19 protein-coding genes and 1 pseudogene are annotated in these 23,164 nt (G+C 62.8%); 8 read left to right on the top strand and 12 right to left on the bottom strand.

Features of this window, described 5'->3' with window-relative positions; all coding sequences use genetic code 11:
* The first annotated feature begins 34 nt into the window (after positions 1 to 34).
* Together mscL and O7A61_RS06290 are read left to right on the top strand one after the other, a co-directional pair.
* Positions 35 to 457 (top strand): large conductance mechanosensitive channel protein MscL, encoded by a 423-nt coding sequence (gene mscL, locus O7A61_RS06285; protein ID WP_337129013.1) that lies wholly within the window; start codon positions 35 to 37, stop codon positions 455 to 457.
* A 109-nt stretch (positions 458 to 566) separates the two neighbouring features.
* Entirely contained in the window at positions 567 to 1,733 is a 1,167-nt protein-coding gene (locus tag O7A61_RS06290; protein WP_337129014.1) for a pyridoxal phosphate-dependent aminotransferase, read from the top strand.
* 13 nt (positions 1,734 to 1,746) lie between these two features.
* On the opposite strand, the gene hemA is transcribed toward O7A61_RS06290, so the two are convergent.
* Positions 1,747 to 3,024: a 5-aminolevulinate synthase gene (gene hemA / locus O7A61_RS06295; protein ID WP_337129015.1), complete on the bottom strand. Its 1,278-nt coding sequence runs from the start codon at positions 3,022 to 3,024 to the stop codon at positions 1,747 to 1,749.
* A gap of 278 nt (positions 3,025 to 3,302) precedes the next feature.
* Between hemA and galE the strand changes: the two genes are divergently transcribed.
* Both galE and O7A61_RS06305 read left to right on the top strand, forming a co-directional pair.
* Positions 3,303 to 4,298, top strand: a complete 996-nt coding sequence (gene galE / locus O7A61_RS06300; protein WP_337129016.1) for a UDP-glucose 4-epimerase GalE — start codon at positions 3,303 to 3,305, stop codon at positions 4,296 to 4,298.
* 118 nt (positions 4,299 to 4,416) lie between these two features.
* Entirely contained in the window at positions 4,417 to 5,667 is a 1,251-nt protein-coding gene (locus O7A61_RS06305) for a D-amino acid dehydrogenase (protein WP_337129017.1), read from the top strand.
* 8 nt (positions 5,668 to 5,675) lie between these two features.
* Here the strand turns inward: O7A61_RS06305 and O7A61_RS06310 are convergent, their stop codons facing one another.
* Positions 5,676 to 5,885 (bottom strand): hypothetical protein, encoded by a 210-nt coding sequence (locus O7A61_RS06310; protein ID WP_337129018.1) that lies wholly within the window; start codon positions 5,883 to 5,885, stop codon positions 5,676 to 5,678.
* A 115-nt stretch (positions 5,886 to 6,000) separates the two neighbouring features.
* Here O7A61_RS06310 and O7A61_RS06315 point away from each other — a divergent pair, with 115 nt between their 5' ends.
* Positions 6,001 to 7,827: an alanine racemase gene (locus tag O7A61_RS06315; protein WP_337129019.1), complete on the top strand. Its 1,827-nt coding sequence runs from the start codon at positions 6,001 to 6,003 to the stop codon at positions 7,825 to 7,827.
* Here O7A61_RS06315 and O7A61_RS06320 read toward each other — a convergent pair whose 3' ends face one another.
* From O7A61_RS06320 to O7A61_RS06350, 7 genes and pseudogenes are all read right to left on the bottom strand, one after another.
* On the bottom strand, positions 7,828 to 9,204 hold the full coding sequence (locus O7A61_RS06320; protein ID WP_337129020.1) for an FGGY-family carbohydrate kinase: 1,377 nt from the start codon (positions 9,202 to 9,204) through the stop codon (positions 7,828 to 7,830).
* A pseudogene (locus O7A61_RS06325) lies at positions 9,201 to 9,487 on the bottom strand (L-rhamnose mutarotase). Before O7A61_RS06325 ends, O7A61_RS06320 begins: the two are co-directional and overlap by 4 nt.
* Entirely contained in the window at positions 9,487 to 10,488 is a 1,002-nt protein-coding gene (locus O7A61_RS06330) for an ABC transporter permease (protein ID WP_337129021.1), read from the bottom strand. Before O7A61_RS06330 ends, O7A61_RS06325 begins: the two are co-directional and overlap by 1 nt.
* Complete coding sequence (locus O7A61_RS06335) at positions 10,485 to 11,462, bottom strand: ABC transporter permease (RefSeq protein ID WP_337129022.1); 978 nt, start codon at positions 11,460 to 11,462, stop codon at positions 10,485 to 10,487. The genes O7A61_RS06330 and O7A61_RS06335 overlap by 4 nt, the downstream gene beginning before the upstream one ends.
* The gene (locus O7A61_RS06340) at positions 11,459 to 13,000 is read right to left on the bottom strand and encodes a sugar ABC transporter ATP-binding protein (protein ID WP_337129023.1); all 1,542 of its coding nucleotides are present in this window, start codon (positions 12,998 to 13,000) and stop codon (positions 11,459 to 11,461) included. The genes O7A61_RS06335 and O7A61_RS06340 overlap by 4 nt, the downstream gene beginning before the upstream one ends.
* 82 nt (positions 13,001 to 13,082) lie before the next feature.
* Positions 13,083 to 14,078, bottom strand: coding sequence for a rhamnose ABC transporter substrate-binding protein (gene rhaS / locus O7A61_RS06345; protein ID WP_337129024.1), 996 nt, complete (start codon positions 14,076 to 14,078; stop codon positions 13,083 to 13,085).
* Between the two features lie 54 nt (positions 14,079 to 14,132).
* Positions 14,133 to 14,936, bottom strand: a complete 804-nt coding sequence (locus O7A61_RS06350) for a DeoR/GlpR family DNA-binding transcription regulator (protein ID WP_337129025.1) — start codon at positions 14,934 to 14,936, stop codon at positions 14,133 to 14,135.
* Between the two features lie 187 nt (positions 14,937 to 15,123).
* Between O7A61_RS06350 and O7A61_RS06355 the strand changes: the two genes are divergently transcribed.
* The 3 genes from O7A61_RS06355 (at position 15,124) to ggt (ending at position 20,613) form a co-directional block, all read left to right on the top strand.
* Positions 15,124 to 17,226, top strand: coding sequence for a bifunctional rhamnulose-1-phosphate aldolase/short-chain dehydrogenase (locus O7A61_RS06355; protein WP_337129026.1), 2,103 nt, complete (start codon positions 15,124 to 15,126; stop codon positions 17,224 to 17,226).
* Between the two features lie 107 nt (positions 17,227 to 17,333).
* The gene (rhaI, locus tag O7A61_RS06360; RefSeq protein ID WP_337129027.1) at positions 17,334 to 18,626 is read left to right on the top strand and encodes an L-rhamnose catabolism isomerase; all 1,293 of its coding nucleotides are present in this window, start codon (positions 17,334 to 17,336) and stop codon (positions 18,624 to 18,626) included.
* Between the two features lie 253 nt (positions 18,627 to 18,879).
* Positions 18,880 to 20,613 (top strand): gamma-glutamyltransferase, encoded by a 1,734-nt coding sequence (ggt, locus tag O7A61_RS06365; protein WP_337129028.1) that lies wholly within the window; start codon positions 18,880 to 18,882, stop codon positions 20,611 to 20,613.
* An 84-nt stretch (positions 20,614 to 20,697) separates the two neighbouring features.
* Here ggt and O7A61_RS06370 read toward each other — a convergent pair whose 3' ends face one another.
* The 3 genes from O7A61_RS06370 to O7A61_RS06385 form a co-directional block, all read right to left on the bottom strand.
* Complete coding sequence (locus O7A61_RS06370) at positions 20,698 to 21,039, bottom strand: hypothetical protein (protein WP_084636831.1); 342 nt, start codon at positions 21,037 to 21,039, stop codon at positions 20,698 to 20,700.
* 453 nt (positions 21,040 to 21,492) lie between these two features.
* Positions 21,493 to 21,927: a hypothetical protein gene (locus O7A61_RS06380; protein WP_337129029.1), complete on the bottom strand. Its 435-nt coding sequence runs from the start codon at positions 21,925 to 21,927 to the stop codon at positions 21,493 to 21,495.
* Between the two features lie 361 nt (positions 21,928 to 22,288).
* Entirely contained in the window at positions 22,289 to 22,585 is a 297-nt protein-coding gene (locus O7A61_RS06385; RefSeq protein ID WP_337129030.1) for an adenylate cyclase, read from the bottom strand.
* Between the last annotated feature and the right edge of the window lie 579 nt (positions 22,586 to 23,164).

Genomic DNA, 23,164 nt, shown 5'->3' on the forward strand with positions numbered 1-23,164 from the left:
CGGCTGTGCGGCCCGCCACGACAAGGAGGGTCGAATGCTGAAAGAATTCCAGGAATTCATTTCCAAGGGCAACGTGATGGACTTGGCCGTCGGCGTCATCATCGGCGCTGCCTTCGGCAAGATTGTCGATTCGCTGGTCAACGACATCATCATGCCGATCGTCGGAGCCATCTTCGGCGGGTTGGACTTCAACAATTACTTCTTTGGGCTTTCCTCGGCCGTCAACGCCACCTCATTGGCGGACGCCAAAAAGCAAGGCGCCGTTTTTGCCTATGGCAGCTTCATCACCGTGTTGCTGAACTTCCTCATCCTCGCCTTCATCATCTTCCTCATGGTCAAGGCCGTGAACAACATGCGCAGGCGCCTGGAAAAGGAAAAGCCCGCCGCAGCGGCAGCTCCTCCGCCGGCCGATGTACAGCTTTTGACCGAAATCCGCGATCTGCTGGCCAGGCGGTAGACGGATAGAGTTCTTCTGGACTAAAACCCCGGTCGTTCGCGGCCGGGGTTTTCTGTTTTCGTATCTGGTAAGCAGTGCTTACCAACGCCCGAGACAACGGACTTGCCCAATGACCCTGATCCAGACCCTGCGCCCCGAGGCCCTGGCTGCGCCTGAAAGCGGTATCGTCGCCGTCGTCAACTACGGCAGATTGCGCGAGGGCCTGATCCCGCTCTGGGCCGGCGAGGGCGACCTGCCGACGCCTGCCTTCATCACCGATGCCGCGTCGAAGGCGCTGGCCGGCGGCGAGACGTTCTACACCTGGCAGAGGGGCATCCCCGATCTCAGGCAAGCGCTGGCCCGCTACTATTCCAGGCATTTCGCCAAGACCTTCCCCGAGGAGCAATTCATCGTCACCGGCTCAGGCATGCATGCCATCCAGCTGGCGCTCGATGCGCTTGCGGGAGCTGGCGACGAAGTGATCTACCTGTCGCCTGCCTGGCCGAATTTCGACGCCGCCGCCGCGATCGCGGGTGCCGTGCCGGTGCCGGTCACGCTCGACCATTGCGGAAATGGCTGGTCCTGCGACGTCGAGAAGATCGCGGCGGCGGTCACGCCGCGCACGAAGGCGCTGTTCATCAACACGCCGTCCAATCCGACCGGCTGGACCGCCGACCATGAGACCCTGCGGGCGATCCTCGATCTCGCCCGCGCCAGGGGTCTGTGGATCATCGCCGACGAGATCTATTCGCTGTTCCACTATGGTCATGGCCGCGCGCCATCCTTCCTCGACATCGCGGAGGCGGAAGACCGCGTCCTGTTCGTCAACAGTTTTTCCAAGAACTGGGCCATGACCGGCTGGCGCGTCGGCTGGATCAAGACCCATCCAAGCCTGCAGCAGGTGTTCGAAAACCTGATCCAGTATTCGAACTCGGGTGTCGCCCAGTTCATGCAGCGCGGCGGGGTCGCGGCGCTCGACGAGGGCGATGCCTTCGTCGCCGAACAGGTGGAGCGGGCGAGGAAAGCCCGCGACCTGGTCTGCGGCATTCTCGGCGAAACCGGCAAGGCGCGCTTCACTGTGCCGCAGGGCGCCTTCTACCTGTTCTTCACCGTCGATGGCATCACGGATTCGCGGGCAGCCGCTTTCGAAATCGTCGACAAGGCCAATGTCGGCCTGGCGCCCGGCACCGCCTTCGGCCCCGGTGGCGAAGCGTTCCTGCGGCTGTGCTTCCATCGCCGCCTCGACCAGCTCGAGGAAGCGGCAAACCGGCTGGCAAGCTGGATGAACACTGTTTGAACAGGTGGCGGCCTCAGCCGCCCGACTTGGGCACCAGCAATGGGATGATGCGGTCGCTCTTGGCCACTGAAGGCCGTCCGGCCGAGCCATAGGGAATGCCGAGTGCATCCCAGGTTTCGACCAGCGCGTCCTGCAGTTCGGCGATCAGCGCGTCGGAATGGAACGGCGTCGGCGTGATGCGCAGCCGCTCGGTGCCACGCGGCACGGTCGGGTAGTTGATCGGCTGGATGTAGATGCCGTGAACACCGAGCAGGCGGTCGCTGGCCATCTTGCAGAGCTCCGGATCACCGACCAGCAGCGGCACGATGTGGGTTGGCGACTCCATCACCGGCAGGCCGGCGGCGGACAGGATCTGCTTGGTTCGGCTCGCCTGCTGCTGCTGGGCATCGCGCTCGACCTGCGAGCGCTTGAGATGACGGATCGATGTAGTGGCCGCAGCGGCGATCGCCGGCGGCAGCGCCGTGGTGAAGATGAAGCCCGGCGCATAGGAGCGCACCGCGTCGATGACGGCGCTGGTGCCGGTGATGTAGCCGCCCAGCGTGCCGAACGCCTTGGCGAGCGTGCCTTCGATGATATCGATGCGGTCGGCCAGGCCTTCGCGCTCGGTGATGCCGCCGCCGCGCGGCCCGTACATGCCCACCGCATGGACCTCGTCGATATAGGTCATGGCGTTGTAGCGCTCGGCGAGCTCGACGATCTCTTTGATCGGCGCGATGTCGCCATCCATCGAATAGACGCTTTCGAAGACGATCAGCTTGGCGCGTTCGCGGCCCGCCGTCTGCAAAAGGCTTTCCAGATGCGCGACGTCATTGTGGCGGAAGATCTTTTTCTCGGCGCCCGAGCGCCGCACGCCTTCGATCATCGAGGCATGGTTCAGCTCGTCCGAGATGATCAGGCAATTGGGCAAAAGCCGTGCGATGGTCGAGATCGAGGCTTCGTTGGAGACGAAGCCGGAGGTGAAGACGAGAGCCGCTTCCTTGCCGTGCAGGTCGGCCAGCTCATGTTCGAGTTCGACCAGCGGATTGCTGGTGCCCGAAATGTTTCGGGTGCCGCCGGCGCCGGAGCCCATCTTGCCGGCCGTGTTCTGGAACGCGGCGATGACGTCCGCGTGCTGGCCCATGCCGAGATAGTCGTTGGAGCACCAGACGGTGATTTCCTCGGCGCGGCCGTTGGAACGCCAGATGGCGCGCGGGAACTTGCCCGCGATGCGCTCGAGGTCGGCGAAGACGCGGTAGCGACGCTCGGCATGGAGCTGGTCGATCGCCTCCTCGAAGAAACGCTGGTAATTCATGTCGACTTCCCAATTTTGGGCGGGATCATAATCATTGGCCTTTTGGTCGTCCACCGGGCCGATTTGGTCAAAATGCCACGCCCCGGACCTGTTCCTAACGACGGCGGATCGTGGCCTATTCCCAATCCGTGGCACGCTCTTTGGTTCACTTTTGTTTCCGCATGATGCCACATCAAGTGAACGCTGGTTACATCGGGTTTAATGGGCAGAGGGCAGACTTTCCAGTAAGGCGGTTGTTGAGACAGTTTCCGATAAATCTAAGGTAAGCGAGGACGCGGATGACGGTTTTGGTGACAGGTGGCGCAGGCTATATCGGCAGCCATATGGTCTGGGAATTGCTGGATGCGGGCGAAAGCGTGGTCGTTCTCGACCGGCTTTCCACCGGCTTCGAATGGGCGGTGGCGCCGGAGGCAAGGCTGGTCGTCGGCGATGTCGCCGACAAGGAATTGGTCGGCTCGATCATCCGGGAGAACAAGGTCGACGCGATCATCCATTTCGCCGGTTCCATCGTCGTCCCGGAATCGGTCGCCGACCCGCTCGCTTACTATGAGAACAACACCTCGAAGACACGCACGCTGATCGAAACCGCGGTGCGCGGAGGCGTGCCGAATTTCATCTTCTCCTCGACAGCCGCCGTCTATGGCGGCGCCGGACTGGAACCGGTGCGCGAGGATGCCCGCCTGGCGCCGGAATCGCCCTATGGCCTGTCCAAGCTGATGAGCGAGTGGATGCTGCGCGATGCAGGCCTTGCGCACGACATCCGCTACACGGCGCTGCGCTATTTCAACGTCGCCGGCGCCGACCCGAAGGGCCGCACCGGCCAGTCGACGCCGGGCGCCACCCATCTGATCAAGGTCGCCTGCGAGACCGCGCTCGGCAAGCGCCCGTTCATGCAGGTCTTCGGCACCGATTATCCGACGCCGGATGGCACCTGCATGCGCGACTATATCCATGTCAGCGATCTGGCCGCCGCGCATCGCCTTGCGCTGCAACGGCTGCGCGCCGGCGGCGCCAGCCTCGTCGCCAATTGCGGCTATAGCCATGGCTATTCGGTGCTCGAGGTCATCGACAGCGTGCGCCGCGCCTTTGGCCATGACTTCGAGGTCAGGATGGGCGACCGGCGTCCCGGCGATGCCGCGGCGGTGGTTGCGAATTCCGATCTCGCACGGTCCGAACTCGGCTGGACCCCGCAGCGCGACGATCTCGACCAGATCGTCAACGACGCGCTGGCCTGGGAGCGCATTCTGACCGGCAAGAACTCCGCGCGGAGCTGAGCGCGCTTTCCCAGGGCCCCACAAGCCCCGAGGGCTCGCAAGGTGCGCGGCGACGCGCTATGCAAGCATTCGCGATACAGCGTGGAGGCGCCGTGCCGCGAGAGCTTTGGGGGATGGCATGAAGATAACGATGCTTGGAGCCGGCGTCGTCGGTACTGCGGCCGCCTATTACCTGGCCGCCGACGGTCACGAGGTCACCGTGATCGAGCGCCATCCGGCGCCGGCGCGGGGAACCAGCCAGTCGAATGCCGGGCTGGTGTCTCCGGGTGATGCCACCGCCTGGGCCTCGCCGGCGGCACTTAAGACGTTCCTGCGGGGGCTCTACAATCATGATCTCGGCATCAAGGTGCGGCTGCGCTTCGATCCCTATTTTCTCGCCTGGAGCCTGCGCTTCCTGCGGCAATGCACGAGGGAACGCCTGCGCGCCAACAGCAAAGTCAAGCTGCGGCTGGCCCTCTATTCGCGCGACTGCATCAACGCCATTTCAGCCGATACCGGCATCCACTATGACGAGCGCAAGAAGGGCATCCTCTATTTCTTCCGCTCGCAGCACAGTCTCGAAACCGGCACCGACAACTATCGCTATCTGGCCGAGCATGGCCTGCCGATCGAGATCGTCGGTCGCGACCGGCTGGTCGAGCTTGAACCAGGTCTTGCCGGCGTGAAGGAAAAGATCGCCGGAGGCGTCTACTCGCCGATCGACCAGACCGGCGATTCCCGCCAGTTCGTGGAAAATCTGGCCGCCTACGCCGCCGAAAAGCTCGGCGTCCGGTTTCTTTACGACACCACGGTCGAGGCCCTCGATATCGAGGGGGACCGGATCCGCGCGGTGATGACCTCGGCCGGACCGGTCACCGGCGACGCCGTGGTCATATCGATGGGTCCCGAAAGCGGTCTGCTCGGCCGGCGCTACGGCATCGACCTGCCAGTCTATCCGGTGAAGGGCTATACGGCGACGATTCCGCTGGAGGACGAGAGCAAGGGCCCGACCATGGGCGGCGCCGACGAGGATCAGCTGATGGCCTATTCGCGCCTCGGCAATCGATTGCGGTTGGCTTCGACCGCCGAATTCACCGGCTTCGACCGCACCCACAAGCCCAGCGACTTTGCCACCATGTTCAGGACCGGCAAGGACCTGTTCCCCGGTGCCTTCGACGAGAGGAAGGCGGAGCTGTGGGCAGGTTTGCGGCCAATGATGCCGAACTCGGTGCCGGTCATCGGCCAGGCGAAATACCGCAACCTTTACCTCGACACCGGCCACGGCCATGTCGGCTGGACCATGGCCTGCGGCTCGGGAAAATTCCTCACCGACCTCGTCGCCGGCCGCAAGCCGGAGATCGATCCGCAAGGGCTGGTCTACGCCAATTGACGGAGAAATTAGTCGTCGTGTCGGCACCGGGTCCATTCACCTTGTTCCCATTCGGCAAGCCAGCCGGGCTCAAGGTCGCCAATCTGTGCCAGATTTTGTTGCCGGTCGGTCAGATGGTTAAGACCGACGACTTCAAAATCTCCACAGTCCGCAGGATGATCATGCTCGCCGCACGCCAGTTGCCACTCGCCATCGGAATGACGAACAACCAATGTCACAGGCCTCTCCGATCGAAAAACGTGGCCACATACAATTGCTCTGGTTTCCGGCATTAGGACCACCAACTACGCTATGTTTGACTGCATGATAGCTTTCACAAAATCTGAGTAAAAAATGTCGGGACCGCAAGTCGCCATCGACCTTGGCCGCATCGAGCGCAACGCCCGCACCATTGTCGATCGTTGCGCGCTTTCGGGCATCAAGGTGTTCGGCGTCACCAAGGGTACTTGCGGCATGCCGCAGGTGGCGCGCGCCATGCTGCGCGGCGGCGTCGCCGGCATTGCCGAATCCCGCTTCGAGAACATCCGCCGTCTACGCGACAGCGGTATCAGCGCGCCGATCATGCTGTTGCGCAGCCCGCCGATGGCGCGTGTGGAGGAAGTGGTGCGCACCGTCGACGTCAGCCTGCAGTCGGAGCTGACGATCATCCGTGAAATCTCGCGCATCGCCGAGCGCATGGGCCGCGTCCACGACATCATGCTGATGATCGATCTCGGCGACCTCCGGGAGGGCATCTGGCCGAACGACCTCATCCCCACGGTCGAGCAGATTCTCGACATGAAGGGCGTGCGCATCGCCGGCATCGGCACCAATCTCGGCTGCTTCGGCGCCATCACGCCGACGGAAGAAAATCTCGGCCAGCTCGTCGCCCATGCCTACAAAACCGAGCGCCTGTCCGGCAAAAGCCTGGACTTCATCTCCGGCGGCGCCTCGTCGTCCCTGCCGTTGCTGCTCGAAGGCAAATTGCCGGCCGGCATCAACAATCTGCGCGTCGGCGAGGCGATCCTGCAGGGTGGTGTGGAAACCTTCCGTGACGTGCCATGGGCCGAACTCGAACCCGATGCCTGCCGGCTGACCAGCGACGTCATCGAGGTCAAGCTTAAGCCGTCACGGCCGATCGGCACCTCCGGTTACGACGCCTTCGGCAACCAGCCTGTCTTCCTCGACGAAGGCGACAGGTTGCGCGCCATCGCCAATATCGGCCGCGAGGATGTGCTGGTCGAAGGACTGAGCCCGATCGCCAAGGGCATAAGGGTGCTCGGCGCCTCCAGTGACCATCTGCTGCTCGATGTCCAGGACGCCGATCCGCCGCTCGCCGTTGGCGATCGCGTCGCGTTCCGCATGAGCTATGGCGCCATGCTTTTGGCAATGACTTCGGAATATGTCGAAAAAGCACCGATGCACGATGTCGCGGATTTCTCCGGCCGCAAGATGGTGTCGATTTCGGCCGAAGCGGAAGCGGCCCGCATCCTCGCCCGGGAGGGAACCGGCGCCCGGCTGGAAGCGATGAATTTCGATGTCGTCGAGCTGGCCGATATCGACCGGCCGCCCTCGGGCCTGATCCGGTTAGCCGCGGGCGCCGATCGTCGTATCGCCCACAAGGCGCTGACGGCGACGGCGGGCGCGACGCACTCCTTCGGCCTGATCTGGATCGATTCCATCGCCGCGCTGATGCCCGAGGACGAGGACGGCATCGACCTGCCGGAAGTGTCGGTACTGGCGCGCTCGCTTGGCCTCGATCACAAGGCCGGCGCGCTGCAGCCGCAGCTGTCGCCGGAAAACGTTGTCATCATCGGACTGCGCCATGCCGACCCGGCCGAAGTGCGGGTGCTGAAGGATTCGCGCGTCTCGGCCTTCACCATGACCGACATCGACGCCATGGGCATGCGCGACCTGATGCACGAGGCGATCCGCATCGCCACCTCGGGCACGCAAGGGTTTCACGTCAGCTACTCGCCTGATGTGACCGAATTCGCCGGCTGGGCGGCTGGTTCCGGCGGCCTCACCGTGCGCGAGACGCATCAGGCGATGGAGGCGATCGCGCTTTCCGGCGGACTGCTGTCGATGAATATCTCGGGCCTGAGTGCCGATCTGGAGCCCAGGATCGGCACCGACACGGTGAACTTCGTCATGTCGGCCTTCGGCAAGCGGATCCTCTGATCAGCCAATGGCCTCGACGGCCGCCCGCCACGCGCGCGCATACTCCGCCCAGGCCGGATCGGCCGGCGGCTCTTGTGTCTGGCCCTTGCCATGCGCGGCACCCTGATCCGATGCCAGCAGGGCGGCCCCGATGCTGGTGCCGGTAGCGGCTTCCGATGCGACGACCGCGCGGCCGGTACTGGCGGCGAGCATCCGCGTGAACAATTGGTTGCGCGAGAAAGGTCCCTCGACGGTGGTCGGGCCAGCGCCGCCGATCAGGTCGAGGCAGGTGGCGGTCATCAGCGCCAGGTAGAACGAGATGGCGGCAAAGCGCTGGCCGGGAGGGATCGCCTCGCCCTTGCGCCACGCGGCGGTGTGATGCGGAAACGGCCCCGAGCCTTGCTGGATCGAAGGCAAAAGCAGTGTCTTGCGCGCCAGCACCGCGGCGACATCGCTGTCGTTCCAGTTCTGCGCCGAACCTTTGGTCAGCAGCGAGAATTCGCGGCCGCCCATGAACCGCGCCGAGGGCACGGGGTTGCCGAGTGCATTGACATTGACCAGCGTATCCCTTGCTGGATTGAGCGCGACGGTCCTGCCGGCGACCGCCATCGACACCACCCAGGTGCCGGTCGAGACCACCGAGAAGGGCGGCGCATCGGACAGGAGATGCGGCAGCAGGGAGGCGTTGGAATCGTGCAGGCCGCAAAAGACCGGCGTTTGTGGGTCGAGCCCGGTCCGCTCGGCAAGCGCGGGCAGGATCGAGCCAAGACGGTCCCTGGCCGGCCGCACGGGTGCCATCAGGTCGCGCCAGCCCAGGCGGTCGACCAGCGCCGAAAAATCCCCCGTCCAGGGGTTCCACAGATCGGTGTGGCAGCCGAGCGAGGTGACCTCGTTGGCGACGATACCGGCCAGGCGCAGCGCCCAGTATTGCGGGTACATCAGCATCGCGGCGGCCCTGGCGAACTCCGTCGGGAAGCTTTGCTGCTGCCAAAAGAATTGCGCGCCGAGATTGAGGCCGAGCGGCAGGCGCGGCGTGCCGGTCTCGGAGAAGGGCGGGCGGATCGCATCATAGCCTTCCGCAAGCTCGTCGGGCCCGTCGAATTCATAGTCGAGAACAGGCAGCACGAGTTCGCCGGAGGCATCGACCAGCACGCCGGTCGCGCCATGGGTGGTGATCGAAATGGCGTCGATGCGCTGTTCGCGGTTGAGCGCCGCAAGGCTGTCGAGGATGAAAACCCACAGCGCTTCGACATCGTGATGCGGGTAGGGCGCCTGTCGCACCGGCGCGTTCGCCATGCGGCGCAGCGCTACCTCGCCCAATGTGGCGAGATCGACCAGCGCCACCTTGGCGTTGGTCTTGCCGATATCGATGACGGCGATGTGGCGGATCGCGCTCATTCCATATGGAACATTATTTCCAGGGGCACCGCCACCGGTTCATTGTCCGGCCTGCTCTCCATGATATCGGCCATTTCGGCCCACCAGCGCTGCATCACCGGATGCTTCGGCAGATCGTCCATGCCGTGACCATCGCGCCGCCACAGCACGCCAAACAGGATATTGGTCTCTTCGCCTGCTTGAGCAACGCGACCAGCGCCGGCCAGATTTCATCGTGGCGCTTCTTGTACTCGGCCTTCATGCCGGGCTTGAGCATCATCTTGAATGCGTATTTCTCGGGCATCAGGCCAGCCGTCCCCCGCGCAGCCGCCGCCAGACGATCGGCAGCGCAATGACGATGATCAGGAGCAGGCCTATGAAGATCGACATGACGATGCCGGGCACGTTGAGCAGGCCGAGGCCGAAGGTCACCAGCCCCATGATGAAGGCGGCGAGCACGACGCCCGGAATGCTGCCGGCGCCGCCAAGGATGCTGACGCCGCCCAGCACCACCATGGTTATGACTTCGAGCTCATAACCTTGGGCGATAGACGGCCGTGTCGAGCCGAGCCGCGAGGTGATCAGCACCGAGGCGATGCCCGACATCAGGCCGGTCAGGCAAAACAGGATGAATTTTATGCGGCCGACACGCACGCCGGAAAACTGTGCCGCGACCGGATTGTTGCCGATGGCGAAGACACGACGGCCGAAACTCGTGCGGTGGAGCATGAACCAGTAGACGACAGCCGCGATGAGGAAGAGCACCAGTTCGAACGACACCACCCACCAGACGTAACCCTGGCCGAAGAAGGCGAAGCTTTCAGGATAGCCCTTGTAGGCCTGGTCGCCGAGGATGATGAAGGCGATGCCGCGAAACAGGCTCATCGTGCCGATGGTGACGACGATGGAAGGCAGGCCGAGGCGCGTGACCAGCAGCCCGTTGAAGGCGCCGCAGCCGAGCCCGACGACGATGCCGATCAAGACAAGCACTGGCGTGCCGGCGCCGGCCTGCACCGCCATGCCCATCATGGTCGATGCCAGCGCGATGATGGCGGCCACCGACAGATCGATCTCGCCGGAGATGATCAGCAATGCCATTGCAAAGGCGATCAGACCCTTTTCGGTGAAGTTGAAGGTGAGATCGGAGAGCGAATAGGGGTCGAGGAAATAGGGTGAGGCGAAGCTGTTGATGGCAAAGATGGCGATGGCCACCACGACCAGCAGCGCTTCCCAGGAAAAGATCGCCGAAGAGAGCGGCTTGTCGAGCCGGTCGGGAATGTGGCGAGGGGCGGGGACGTCGGTCATGCCGCTTCCACCTTTCTCAGGATGATGCGGCCCTGCTGGCGTTCGCCGCGCGCGTTGAGCACGACGGCCAGGATGATGGCGCTGCCCGAAATCGCCATCTGCCAGAAGGGCGAGATGTTGATGACCGGCAACGCGTTGGAGATGATGCCGAGGAACAGCGCACCGAGCACGGCACCGCCGACCGAACCGATGCCGCCGGCGATCGAGATGCCGCCGATGACGCAAGCGGCGATGATGTTGAGTTCATAGCCGTTGGCGACCTCGACCGAGGCAATGACGTAGCGCGAAATCCAGAGATAACCGCAGAGGCCACCGATCATGCCGGAGATGCAGAAGACGATGAATTTCGTGCGGCCGACATCGATGCCGGTATAGACCGACGCCGTCGGATTGACGCCGATGGCATAGATCGAGCGGCCGAGCGCGGTGCGTGTCATCAGCACGAAGAACAGCCCGATGACCAGTATGGCGATCAAGGACAGCACGGGAATGCCGAGGAAAGCAGCGCGCTGGAAGCCGATGAAGTCGGGGCTCATCTTGTCGGCATTGACCCAGGCGCCCCCGGACAGGACGAAAGTAGCGCCGCGATAGATGGTCAGCGTGCCCAGCGTCACCACGATCGAGGGGATGTTCAACCGCCACACCAGCAGGCCGTTGATGGCGCCGAGCATCAGCCCGACGGCGAGCGCGATGACGATCAGCAGCGGGATCGGGATCGCCGGATAGGCGGCGTTCAGCATCGCCACCACCATGCCCGTGAAGCACAGATTGGAGGCCATCGACAGGTCGATGGAGCGCGTCAGGATGACGACCATCTGGCCGAGCGCCAGGATCATCAGGATCGAGGTGTCGTTGAACACCTGGCGCAGATTGCCTGCATCGGCAAAGGCCGGAAAGCGCGTCGAGATCAGCCCGATCAGCACGATGATGGCCGCGAGCAGCCAGATTTCGCGGTATTTGAGGAAAGCTTTCATGCCGCGATCCCTGCTGCCGTCCTGACCAGCGTCTCGGCGTCCAGTCCCTTGTTGTCGTAGACCGCCGCGACGAGACCCTCGCGCATGACGACGACGCGGTCGGACATGCCGAGGATTTCGGGCAGCTCCGACGACACCATGATCACCGACAGGCCCTGCGCCACAAGCTCCGCCATGAAGCCGTGCACGGCCGCCTTGGAGCCGATGTCGATGCCCTTGGTCGGTTCGTCCAGGATGATCACTTTGGGTGTCGTCGCCAGCCATTTGGCGATGACCACCTTCTGCTGGTTTCCCCCCGAAAGCGTTCCGACATCCTGGCTGAGCGAGGAGGCCCTGAGGTCAAGTCTCTCTGTAAAGGAACGGGCCAGCGAAAATTCCTCCGCCAGCCGAAGCATGCCGGATTTGGAGGTGCGGGCGAGCGAAGGGAGAGAAACATTCTGGAAGATCGGCAGGCCGATCACCACGCCCTGCTTGCCGCGTTCCTCCGGCACGTAGACGATGCCGGCCTCGATCGAATCCGCCGCCGATTTCGGCGCGATCGCCCTGCCTTCCAGCGTGATCGTGCCGCTGCTGGTGCGCGTGATGCCTGAAATCGCCTGCATGACCTCGCTGCGCCCGGCACCGACCAGGCCGTAGAAGCCGAGGATCTCACCCTTGCGCAGTTCGAAGCCGATATCGTTGAATTCGGTCGGATGCGACAGGCCGGAAACGGAGAGCACCGGCGCGCCGATCTCGGCCTTGCGCTGCGGAAAGATGTGATCGACCGCGCGGCCCACCATCATGCGCACGATCTGGCTCTGGCCGGCATCCCTGATCAGGCCTTCGCCGACCATCTCGCCGTCGCGGAATACCGTGTAGCGGTCGGCAATGCGATAGATCTCGTCGAACTTGTGGCTGATGAACAGGATCGCCTTGCCCTGTTCCTTGAGGAACTCGATGAGCAGGAAAAGCTCCTCGATCTCCTTCATCGAAAGGGCGGCGGTCGGCTCGTCCATGATGACGATCTGAGAATCGATCGACATGGCGCGCGCGACAGCGACCAGATGCTTGTTGGCGATGCCGAGATCCCTGAGCCGCGCATCGGCGTCGATATGGCCGGCATGCATCGTGTCGAGCACTTCTCGCGCATTCTTGCGCATCGTGCGCCAGTCGATGTTGCCGAAGCGGCTGCGCGGCGCATGGCCGAGGAAAATGTTTTCGGCGACGCTGAGATCGTCGAACAGAACCGTCTCCTGATGGATGGCGGTGACGCCGTGGCCGAAGGCCGCATGCGCGCTGGGCAAGGTGACGGGCTGGCCGTCAATGCTGATGGTCCCCGCGTCGGGCTGGTAGATGCCGGTCATGATCTTGACCAGCGTCGACTTGCCGGCGCCGTTTTCACCGATCAGCGCGGTCACCTGGCCTGGATAAAGCGAAAGGCTGACATTGTGCAGCGCCCGCACACCGGGAAAACTCTTGGAGATGCCGGACAGCGTCAGGCGTGGAGCCGAGGCTGCAGGCCGCTCCTTTGTCTCGCTGCGTTGGGCTGTCGTGTCCATATCCGTATCAAGCCCTGAAACCAGGTCCGTTTGAAGTCGCGGCGGGACCAAGGCCCCGCCGCGCCATTGAAGGGCGCCAGGATCAATAGATCTTGGAGAACTTCTCGATGTTGCTCTTGTCGAACTGGAAGGGCGGAGCCATCGCGGCCGAATTGGTGTCGTCGAGCGTGACCTTGCCGACGCGGCCGATCGACAGCGTCGCGCCCGGCTTGGCCTCTTCCTTCTTCACCGCCAGGTCATGGGCGAGGTAGACGGCGGAGTAGCCGAGGTCGATCGGGTTCCACAGCGCAACGGCCTGGCTGGCGCCGTTGTCGATGAACTTCTTGAACTCCGACGGCAGCGCCAGGCCGGTGACGTTGACCTTGCCGATCAGGTTCTCGTCGGTGACGACCTGGGCGGCGGCGACGACGCCGACGGTGGTCGGCGCGATGATCGCCTTCAGGTTCGGATAGGACTTCAAGAGGCCCTTGGCCTCATCGGTGCTCTTGGCCGAGTCGTCATCGCCATAGACGGTGGCGACCAGCTTGATCTTGGGGAACTTCTCCGGCAGCACCTTCTTGGCCGCTTCGATCCAGGAGTTCTGGTTGGTCGCGGTCGAGGAGGCCGACAGGATGGCGACATCGCCGCCTTCCGGCAGATAGTCGGCGGCAAGCTTGATGATGGTCTCGCCGATCAGCCCGGTGTCGGACGGGTTGAGGTGAAGCTGGCGGCCTTCCTTGGCGACGCCCGAATCCCAGGAGATGACGGTGATGCCGCGCTCCATGGCCTTCTTCAGCACCGGCACCAGCGCGTCGGCATCATTGGCGGAAATCGCGATGGCGTTGACCTTCTGCGCGATCAGCGAATTGACCACTTCGATCTGCGCCTCGGCGGTCGCCTTGGTCGGGCCGGTGTAGATGATGTCGACGTCGCCGAGTTCCTTGGCCGCCTCTTGCGCGCCCTTGTTGGCGGCATCGAAGAAGCCGTTGCCGAGCGACTTCACCACCAGCGCGATCTTGACGTTCTCGGCGTAGGCGGCATTCACGAACATGGCGGCCGACAAGGCCGCCGTCACCATCAATTTCTTCAGAAAGCTCATCGTTTTTCCTCCCTTGAGCGTTGCATTCCATCGCCGCTGCGGCGTGAGGGTGTCTCAGGCCTGCAGTGAAGATTCTTCCTTTGTCGACTTGCGGGCGACGATCAGCGTCACCCCCGCGGTTTCCAGCATCTTTGCCTCACGATCCTCGATGCCGTCATCGGTGATGACGATTGCGATGCGCGAAAGGCCACACAGGATCAGGCTGGAGCGTTTGCGGAATTTCGAGGAATCGACCAACACCACCAGTTCGTCGGCCTGGTCGATCAGCTTCTGCTCCGCCTGGATCAGCAGCGGATCGCCTTCCATCAGGCCGAGAGGCCCCAACCCTTGAGCGCCCATGAACATGCGGCGCGCGTAGAAATTGCGCGTCACGTCGTTGTCGAAAGGCGACAGGATGATGTTCTGCTCGCGATAGATCGTGCCGCCCGACAGCATCACCGTGTTCTTGGAGTGCTTGAGCAGGTGCTCGGCGATCGGGAACGAATTGGTGAAGATCGGCATGCGGCGGCCGGTCAGGAAATGCACCATCTGGAAGGTGGTGGTGCCGCCATTGATGATGATCGGCTCGCCGTCCTTGCACAGTTCGACCGCTTCGCGAGCGATCGCCCGCTTCTGCGCGGCGTTGAGCGTTTCGTTGACGGAGAAGGGGCGGCCCGCCAGCCCGATGAACTGCGGCGGCGAGATCGCCTCGGCGCCGCCGCGCACACGGCGCAGGCGTTTCTGGACATGGAGAGCAGCGATGTCGCGCCGGATCGTCGCCTCGGAGGATTCCGTCAGGTCGACCATCTCCTGCACCGTCACCACAGGTTTTTCCTGGACGGCGGACAGAATGATCCTGTGGCGCTCTTTTTCGTGCATGGTTCCTCCCTGCCTCAGCATCTAGGCACCCAAAACGAGCAGTGTCAATCATTTCCGATCATATAATTTCATTGTGCAGTGCAATATGACTGATGTTGATCGTTTGTGATTGACAAGCTCGCCTCTTGCGTAGACATTCCTGGGCGAAAAAGGAGCGCATCGTCCGCGCTCCAAGGGAGGGTTACCTATGCTCGACAAGCGCTCCGGCTCGCGCCTCGCCAATCTGTGGGATGATGCGAAGGCACAGGGGATGAGCGAGCCCGAGCTTCTGGTCTATCGCTCGAACACGCTCGGCTCCGACAAGCGCGTCACCAATTATGGCGGCGGCAATACCTCCTCGAAGATCTGGCAGAAGGATCCGCTCACCGGCGAGAATGTCGAGGTGCTTTGGGTCAAGGGCTCGGGCGGCGACAGCGCCTCGATCAAACTGGACGGCTTCGCCACCCTCTACATGGATAAGTTGCGGGCGCTGAAGGGGCTTTACCGCGGCGTCGAGCACGAGGACGAGATGGTGGGCTATCTGCCCCACTGCACCTTCAACCTCAATCCACGCGCGGCCTCGATCGACACGCCGCTGCACGCCTACGTGCCGAAGCCCTTCGTCGACCACATGCATCCCGATGCCATCATCGCCATCGCCGCCGCGAAAGATTCCAGGGCGCTGACCAAGGAGATCTTTGGCGACGTCATTGGCTGGCTGCCATGGAAACGGCCGGGCTTCGAGCTTGGCCTGTGGCTGGAGAAATTCTGCCTCGAATACCCAAGCGCCAAGGGTGTCATCCTCGAAAGCCACGGCTTGTTCACCTGGGGCGACACCCCCAAGGAATGCTACGAGACGACGATCTCGGTGATCAACCAGGCGATCGAATGGTTCGAGCGCCGCTCCGAAGGCGTGGCGATTTTCGGTGGTGAGGTGGTGAAGTCGCTCGACGCCGCTGACCGCCGTGCCGTTGCCGCCAAGCTGATGCCGAGAATCCGTGGCCTGATCTCGGAAAAGAGCCACAAGCTCGGCCATTTCGACGACTCGGCCGCCGTGCTCGAATTCGTCAACTCGAAAAATTTGCGCCCGCTGGCCGCGCTCGGCACCTCGTGCCCGGATCATTTCCTGCGCACCAAGATCCGCCCGCTGGTCATCGAATTCGACCCGGCAAAGCCTGACGTCGATGCCGTCATCGCGCGCCTCGCCGACGACATTGCCGAATATCGTGTCGGCTACCAGGCCTATTACGACAGCTGCAAGCATGCGGATTCGCCCGCCATCCGCGATCCCAATGCGGTGGTCTATCTGATGCCCGGCGTCGGCATGTTCACCTTCGCGGGCGACAAGGCGACCGCACGCATCTCGGGCGAATTCTATGTCAATGCCATTAACGTCATGCGCGGCGCGTCCACCGTCTCGTCCTATGTCGGCCTGCCCGCGCAGGAGGCTTTCGACATCGAGTACTGGCTGCTCGAGGACCTGAAGCTGCAGCGCATGCCGAAGCCGAAGTCTCTCGCCGGCCAGATCGCGCTGGTCACCGGCGGCGCCGGCGGCATCGGCCGGGCTACGGCCAACCGCCTGCTGCGCGAAGGCGCCTGCGTGGTGCTGGCCGATATCGACGAGGCGGCGCTCGCCAGTGCCAATGAGGAACTGGCCAAGGTCTTTGGCATGGATTTCGTCCGGCCGGTCCTCATCAACGTCACCTCGGAGGATCAGGTCGTTGCCGGCTTCGCCGAGGCGGCGGTCGAGTTCGGCGGCATCGACATTCTGGTCTCCAATGCTGGCCTTGCGTCCTCGGCGCCGATCGAGGAGACGACGCTGGCGCTGTGGAACAAGAACATGGATATCCTGTCGACCGGCTATTTCCTGGTCTCGCGGGAAGCGTTCCGGCTGTTCCGGGTACAGAAGATCGGCGGCAATGTCGTCTTCGTCGCCTCCAAGAACGGCCTTGCCGCGTCACCCAATGCCGCCGCCTATTGCACCGCCAAGGCCGCCGAAATCCATCTCGCCCGCTGTCTCGCGCTGGAAGGCGCGGAAGCGCAGATCCGGGTCAATGTCGTCAACCCGGACGCCGTGTTGCGTGGCTCGAAGATCTGGACCGGCGAGTGGAAGGAACAACGCGCCGCCGCCTACAAGATGTCGACCGACGATCTCGAAGAGCACTACCGCTCGCGCTCGATGCTGAAGCGCTCCGTCTTCCCGGAAGACATCGCCGAAGCGATCTATTTCCTGGCCTCCGAGATGTCGGCCAAGTCGACCGGCAACATCATCAACGTCGACGCCGGCAACGCACAGAGCTTTACGCGCTGAGCTAACGTCGAAGCGCTTCCCTTCTCCCGTCACCATACGGAGAGAAGGTGGCCCGAAGGGCCGGATGAGGGGCAGCGCTGACCGAATGCATTCTGGGAGGAACAGCAGTGTCCGAATCCATCATCTCCGCCGACATCGTCGATAAGAGCAATGTCGCGCGCAAGGCCCACCTCGAGCGCGACTACGCCTCGCTCGGCGAACGCCTCGACCGGCGCGGCATCGCCATCGACGCCATCAGGGACAAGGTCGAGAAATTCGCCGTCGCGATCCCCTCCTGGGGCGTCGGCACCGGCGGCACTCGCTTCGCCCGCTTCCCGGGCGCCGGCGAGCCACGCGACATCTTCGACAAGATCGAGGATTGCGCCGTCATCAAGCAGTTGACGCAGGCGACCCCGACCGTCTCCCTGCACATCCCGTGGGACAAGGCCGATCCGAACCGGCTGAAGCAGGCGGCCTCCCGCTTCGGTCTCGGTTTCGATGCCATGAATTCCAACACCTTCTCGGACACGAAGGACCAGAAGCTCTCCTATAAATTCGGTTCGCTGTCGCATTCCGATGCCGGTACGCGCCGGCAGGCGGTCGAGCACAATCTCGAATGCATAGAGATCGGCAAGACGCTGGGCTCCAGGGCATTGACGGTGTGGATCGGCGACGGCTCGAATTTCCCCGGCCAGGTTAATTTCGCCAAAGCCTTCGAGCGCTATCTCGATGCCATGAGGCAAGTCTATGCCGGCCTGCCGGCCGACTGGAAGCTGTTCACCGAGCACAAGATGTACGAGCCGGCCTTCTATTCCACCGTCGTGCAGGACTGGGGCACCAACTACATCATCGCCAAGGAATTGGGTGACAAGGCGTTCTGCCTCGTCGACCTAGGCCACCATGCGCCCAACGTCAACATCGAGATGATCGTGTCTCGGCTGATCCAGTTCAAAAAACTCGGCGGCTTCCACTTCAACGATTCGAAATATGGCGACGACGATCTCGATGCCGGCTCGATCGATCCCTACCGGCTGTTTCTCGTCTTCAACGAACTGGTCGATGCCGAGCTTTCCAGCGCCGAAGGCTTTGATCCCGCCCATATGCTCGACCAGAGCCACAACGTCACCGATCCGATCGAAAGCCTGATGCTGTCGGCGGTCGAGGTGCAGCGCGCCTATGCGCAGGCGCTGCTGGTCGACCGCAAGGCGCTTGAAGGTTTTCAGGACGGCAATGACGCGCTGATGGCGACGCAGATGCTGAAGGCGGCTTACCGCACCGATGTCGAGCCGATCCTTGCCATGGCGCGGCTGAGGACCGGTGGCGCCATCGATCCGGTCGCGGCTTACCGGGCAGCGCGCTACCGCGCCAAGGTCGCAGCCGAACGCCCGGCAGTCGCTGGCGGCTCTGGCGGGATCGTTTGAGGTAGAGCCGATCTCCCCCCTTGCGGGGAAGATGTCCGGCAGGACAGAGGGGAGCGCTGTCCCGCCGACGTCTCAGCTGATTGAGCTGCCTCACAATCAAACCTGGATGAACAAACGCCTGAAGGTTGGCGATCCCTCACGCCCTGTATGTCCCCACAAGCTGGCAGTCACCAACCCGTGAATGTCTTCATTGAAGATGGACTCGATCGCTCCAAGTAGCTCTTCTTAGCAAGCACCACCTGGAGAACCCGCCATGCACTTCACCCGCCGAACGCTGATCGTCCTCAGCCTTTCCATCACTTTCGCCTTTTCGCCATCGGCCTTCGCCGCGTCACCAGCACCGGCCAAGGGCGAGAACGGCATGGTCGTCACGGCCCAGCATCTGGCTTCCGAAGTTGGCGTCGAGGTTCTGAAAAAGGGCGGCAATGCCGTCGATGCGGCTGTCGCTGTTGGCTATGCCTTGGCCGTGGTCTACCCCAATGCCGGCAATATCGGTGGCGGCGGCTTCATGACCATCCGCTTCAAGGATGGCAAATCGACCTTCCTCGATTTTCGTGAGCGGGCGCCGCTTGCCGCGACCAAGACCATGTATCTCGACAAGGATGGCAACCCGGTGAAGGGCGCCAGCCTCGACGGCTATCTCGCGGTCGGCGTACCGGGTTCCGTCGCCGGTTTCGAGATGGCGCGCCAGAAATACGGCACCTTGTCCAGGCAGGACCTGATGGCGCCGGCGATCAACTATGCCAAGGACGGGTTCATCCTCAACCAGGGCGATGCAGCCTCATTCGCCGGCGGCGCTGAAAGGCTGGCGAGGGACCCAGCGGCGGCCGCCGCCTTCCTCAAACCCGGTGGCAAGCCCTATGGCATCGGCGAGAAGCTGGTTCAGCCCGACCTTGCCGCGTCGCTCTCGGCCATTTCCGAGAGAGGTCCCGATGCCTTCTACAAAGGCGCCATCGCTGACGCCGTCGTCAAGGCGAGCGGCGCCAGGGGCGGTATCCTGGCCAAGGGTGATTTCGAACACTATGCGGTGCGCGAGCTGAAGCCCGTCACCTGCTCCTATCGTGGCTACGAGATCATCTCGTCGCCGCCGCCGAGCTCAGGCGGCGTCATCATCTGCGAAATCCTCAACGTGCTGGAAGGCTATCCGCTGTCCTATCTCGGCGCCGGCTCGGCCGAGACCGTGCATGTCATGGTCGAGGCGATGCGCCACGCCTATGTCGACCGCAACTCGGCGCTCGGCGATCCCGATTTCGTCGACAACCCGGTCTCCAAGCTGCTGGATAAAGCCTATGCCAAGGACATCCGCGACAAGATCGATCCGTTCCGGGCCGGTGTGTCGCAGGATCTGATGCCGAAGGGTTTTGGCGAATCGAAGGAGACGACGCACTATTCGATTATCGACAAGGACGGCAACGCGGTCGCGGTCACCTACACGTTGAACGGCTCGTTCGGCGCCGGCGTAGTGGCGGACGGCACCGGCATCCTGCTCAACAACGAGATGGACGACTTCACCCAGAAACCCGGCGTGCCAAACCTCTATGGCCTCGTCCAGGGCGAAGCCAACGCTATCCAGCCCAAGAAGACGCCGCTGTCCTCGATGAGCCCGACAGTCGTGGCCAAGGACGGCAAGCCGTTCATGGTCATCGGCAGCCCCGGCGGCTCGCGCATCATCACCATCACGCTGGAAGCGATCGTCAACGTCATCGACCACGGCATGAACATCCAGGAGGCGATCGATGCGCCGCGCATTCATCACCAATGGCTGCCCGACACCGTCTATATCGAGCCGTTCGGCCTTTCGCCCGACACCGAAAGGCTGCTGGCCGGAATGGGCTATCACCTCGATCTCGCTGACCAGAGCTGGGGGCAGGCAGCCGGAATCCTGGTCGGCGGCAAGAGCCTGGCGGAAATCGAGAAGGGCGGTGGCGCGCGCTACAATGGCGCCATCGACAGCCGCGCGGCATCGGGCGAGGCGCTTGGATATTGACAGGCCGCAAGCCTGTTCCTTGCCTGACGAGGCCGGATTCCGCCTTTCGGGACCGGCCTCCGCTTCATGGCCCGGCAGGAGCCGTCAGGTCACCAGCGTGACGGTCGATGCAATCAGCATCAGGGCAGCGATGCCGACGAACAGCGCATAGATGCGTGGCCGGTCGAGCAGCAGCGCGTTACCCGATATCCAGGCCGACGTGGCGCCGCCCAGCGCGAAGAGGAAGCCGTTGCGATGGCCGAAAGTCATCGACGCTGCCATCAGCCCGCCGATGATCAGGGCGCCGAACACGATGATCACGGCGACCGCGTATTTCTCGAAGTCGTTGTTGCCGATCCCTGGTCCGATCGCGTTCAAATTCGGCAGGTCGTCCGGATCGAAGGGGCTCGCCGACCCGTATTCGTCTTGACCCATGGATTCTCGCATCACTTGATCTCCGCTGACCGGCAACAAACCATCAACGCCTGCCGAGCGCAACCCGATCGCACGTCCCTCTCCATGTTGACCATTATCTTCAACAGTTTCCGGCCGCGCTTGTCACCGATCTTTCGGCCACCTGGCTCGAATGCAACAGGCGTCGCCGCCCGGATGGTACGCCATCGCCCATCCATAGTGGACGGTGTCCGCGGGAGAAAGAATGCCGCCGATCAATTCAGTGCCGGTAGGCCTTAGCGGCTGCGGCGGGGAGTCGCAGCGCCCGGCAAATCCCCGCCGGATTGTTCGGCACACTGCTCTCGGGCAATGGCTGAATGCCTCGACGCGCTCCCGGGCCTGCGGGCGAGCTTCGAGTTAGATGCCGGCGAGAACCACATGTCGATCCTGCCGGTGACGGCCAACCGGGCGGTTCAGGCGGCGTTCGCGGTGCGGTAGAATTTCTACTCAGCGCGCCGGCGGCAGCTCGAACAGCTTGGCGCCGTTCTCCTGGCCGCGTTCGACATAGCCGATAATGCCGAACCATCTGGCGACATCGGGCCCCTTGAGCCAGCTGCGCGAGTGGATGGGAAGGTTGCCGGCGAGCGCCTGGATATGCCTGATATGCCGCTTGCAGAAACGGACGGTCGAGGCGCGGAAGAAATCCTCCTGCGCGGCAAACAGCGTGTCGGCGGCGTCGCTGTTTTCATGCCAGGCGATGATCGCCACGGCCTTCTCGCCCTCGACAAGCGCGTGCGCCCGGCCTTCCTTCAAATTCATCATCAGATTGTCGTAGGCGATCTTGCTGTCCTTGCCAGCCGCCGCGTACTCGTCCGACATCCGCTTGGACAGGCCATGGAAGACGTCCTCGAGATCCCCCAGCGTTGCTGCGCGTGCTCTCATTTCACCTCCTGCAGCCCCGGCAGGGAGTTTGCCCTAGGGATGGTGGGGCGCCAAGCAAATTGAATCCGACAGAAGCCCGGTGAGAGCAAAGTCGTTCCGTCGATCGATCTTTGTGACAGGGCGGGCACGCCGGCGGAAGCCTAGTCCCGATAAATTCCGAAATCAGAGGGTTGGAAAACTGCGTTCACCAGCGCCGCGCCTGCTATGACTGGCAGGTAAATAGATTTACGTGAGCACGAAGCGTGCTGCTGACGAGTTTCCCGGCGCCTTGTCCACCCCAACAAGTGTGGCGTCGACTGGCGAATGCGCGGCCCGGCTGCCTCTGCGGCCGGGCCTGTTGTTTCGCGGACCGTGCTGTCACCTAATGATTATGGGACTGCTGGAAGCCGGCCGCGTCGTATTGAGATACGCTCTTCGGATTTTTCGAGTTTTGTGGCTGGGTGCCGGCGTAATGTGTTCCGGCATTCCCATCCGGGTTGAAGGCTGAGCCCGGAGCAGAGCTGGCGTGGCCGGGGGGCGCACTTCCTGTTTGAGCAGTTCCGATTTCTTGGCTGGGCTGACCTGTTGTGCCCGTCACCGTGTGGACATTGGTGGCCAAAGCCATGCTGGTGGAACCTATGAGCAAGCCTGCCATCACCGGAATGAGGAGATGTTTCATGGTCGTTCTCCCAAAAGCATTTGATTTTGGGTGCTCGGGGTTCATGTGAGCACCCGGCGAACTAAAGTTAGAACGCTCTTCGGAGCACCATTCATCCCGACTATCGCAAACTGTGATCTGTTTGTTTCACCGTGACACGCTTTTGGCGGCTTCGGTCTCCAGGTCCTTTAAGGCATCGGGTTCTTTTAAGGCATCAGGGAACAAGAGCCTGTGGAGTCCAGTTAACCGGATATGCCAGCCAAGATCAAAGAACCACAGCCGAAGCCCGGCCCGCAGCCACCCCTCCGTCGGCCGGACAAGGAGGCACCGTCAGAGCTTGAGCATATCGATCCGCCACCGCGAGACGTGCGCGAGGCGCCGGCACCAAATCCCAATGGCGACAAGAAAGCCTAGGTTCCGACACGCGAATCGCCTGCAACAGGCGGATGCGATACGAGAGCGATCAGGGATCACTAGGGCGTAGTGACGATTTAACGGGTTGGGATTCCCAAGGAAGGGCAAATCAGATTCAACGCTGATTTTTGGAGGTCAGCGATGGACTGCGATGCGCTTCGAGAGGATCAGTGGGAACGGATCAAG

This window comes from Mesorhizobium sp. Cs1321R2N1 (assembly GCF_037179725.1).
GTDB classification, from domain to species: Bacteria; Pseudomonadota; Alphaproteobacteria; order Rhizobiales; family Rhizobiaceae; genus Mesorhizobium; species Mesorhizobium salmacidum.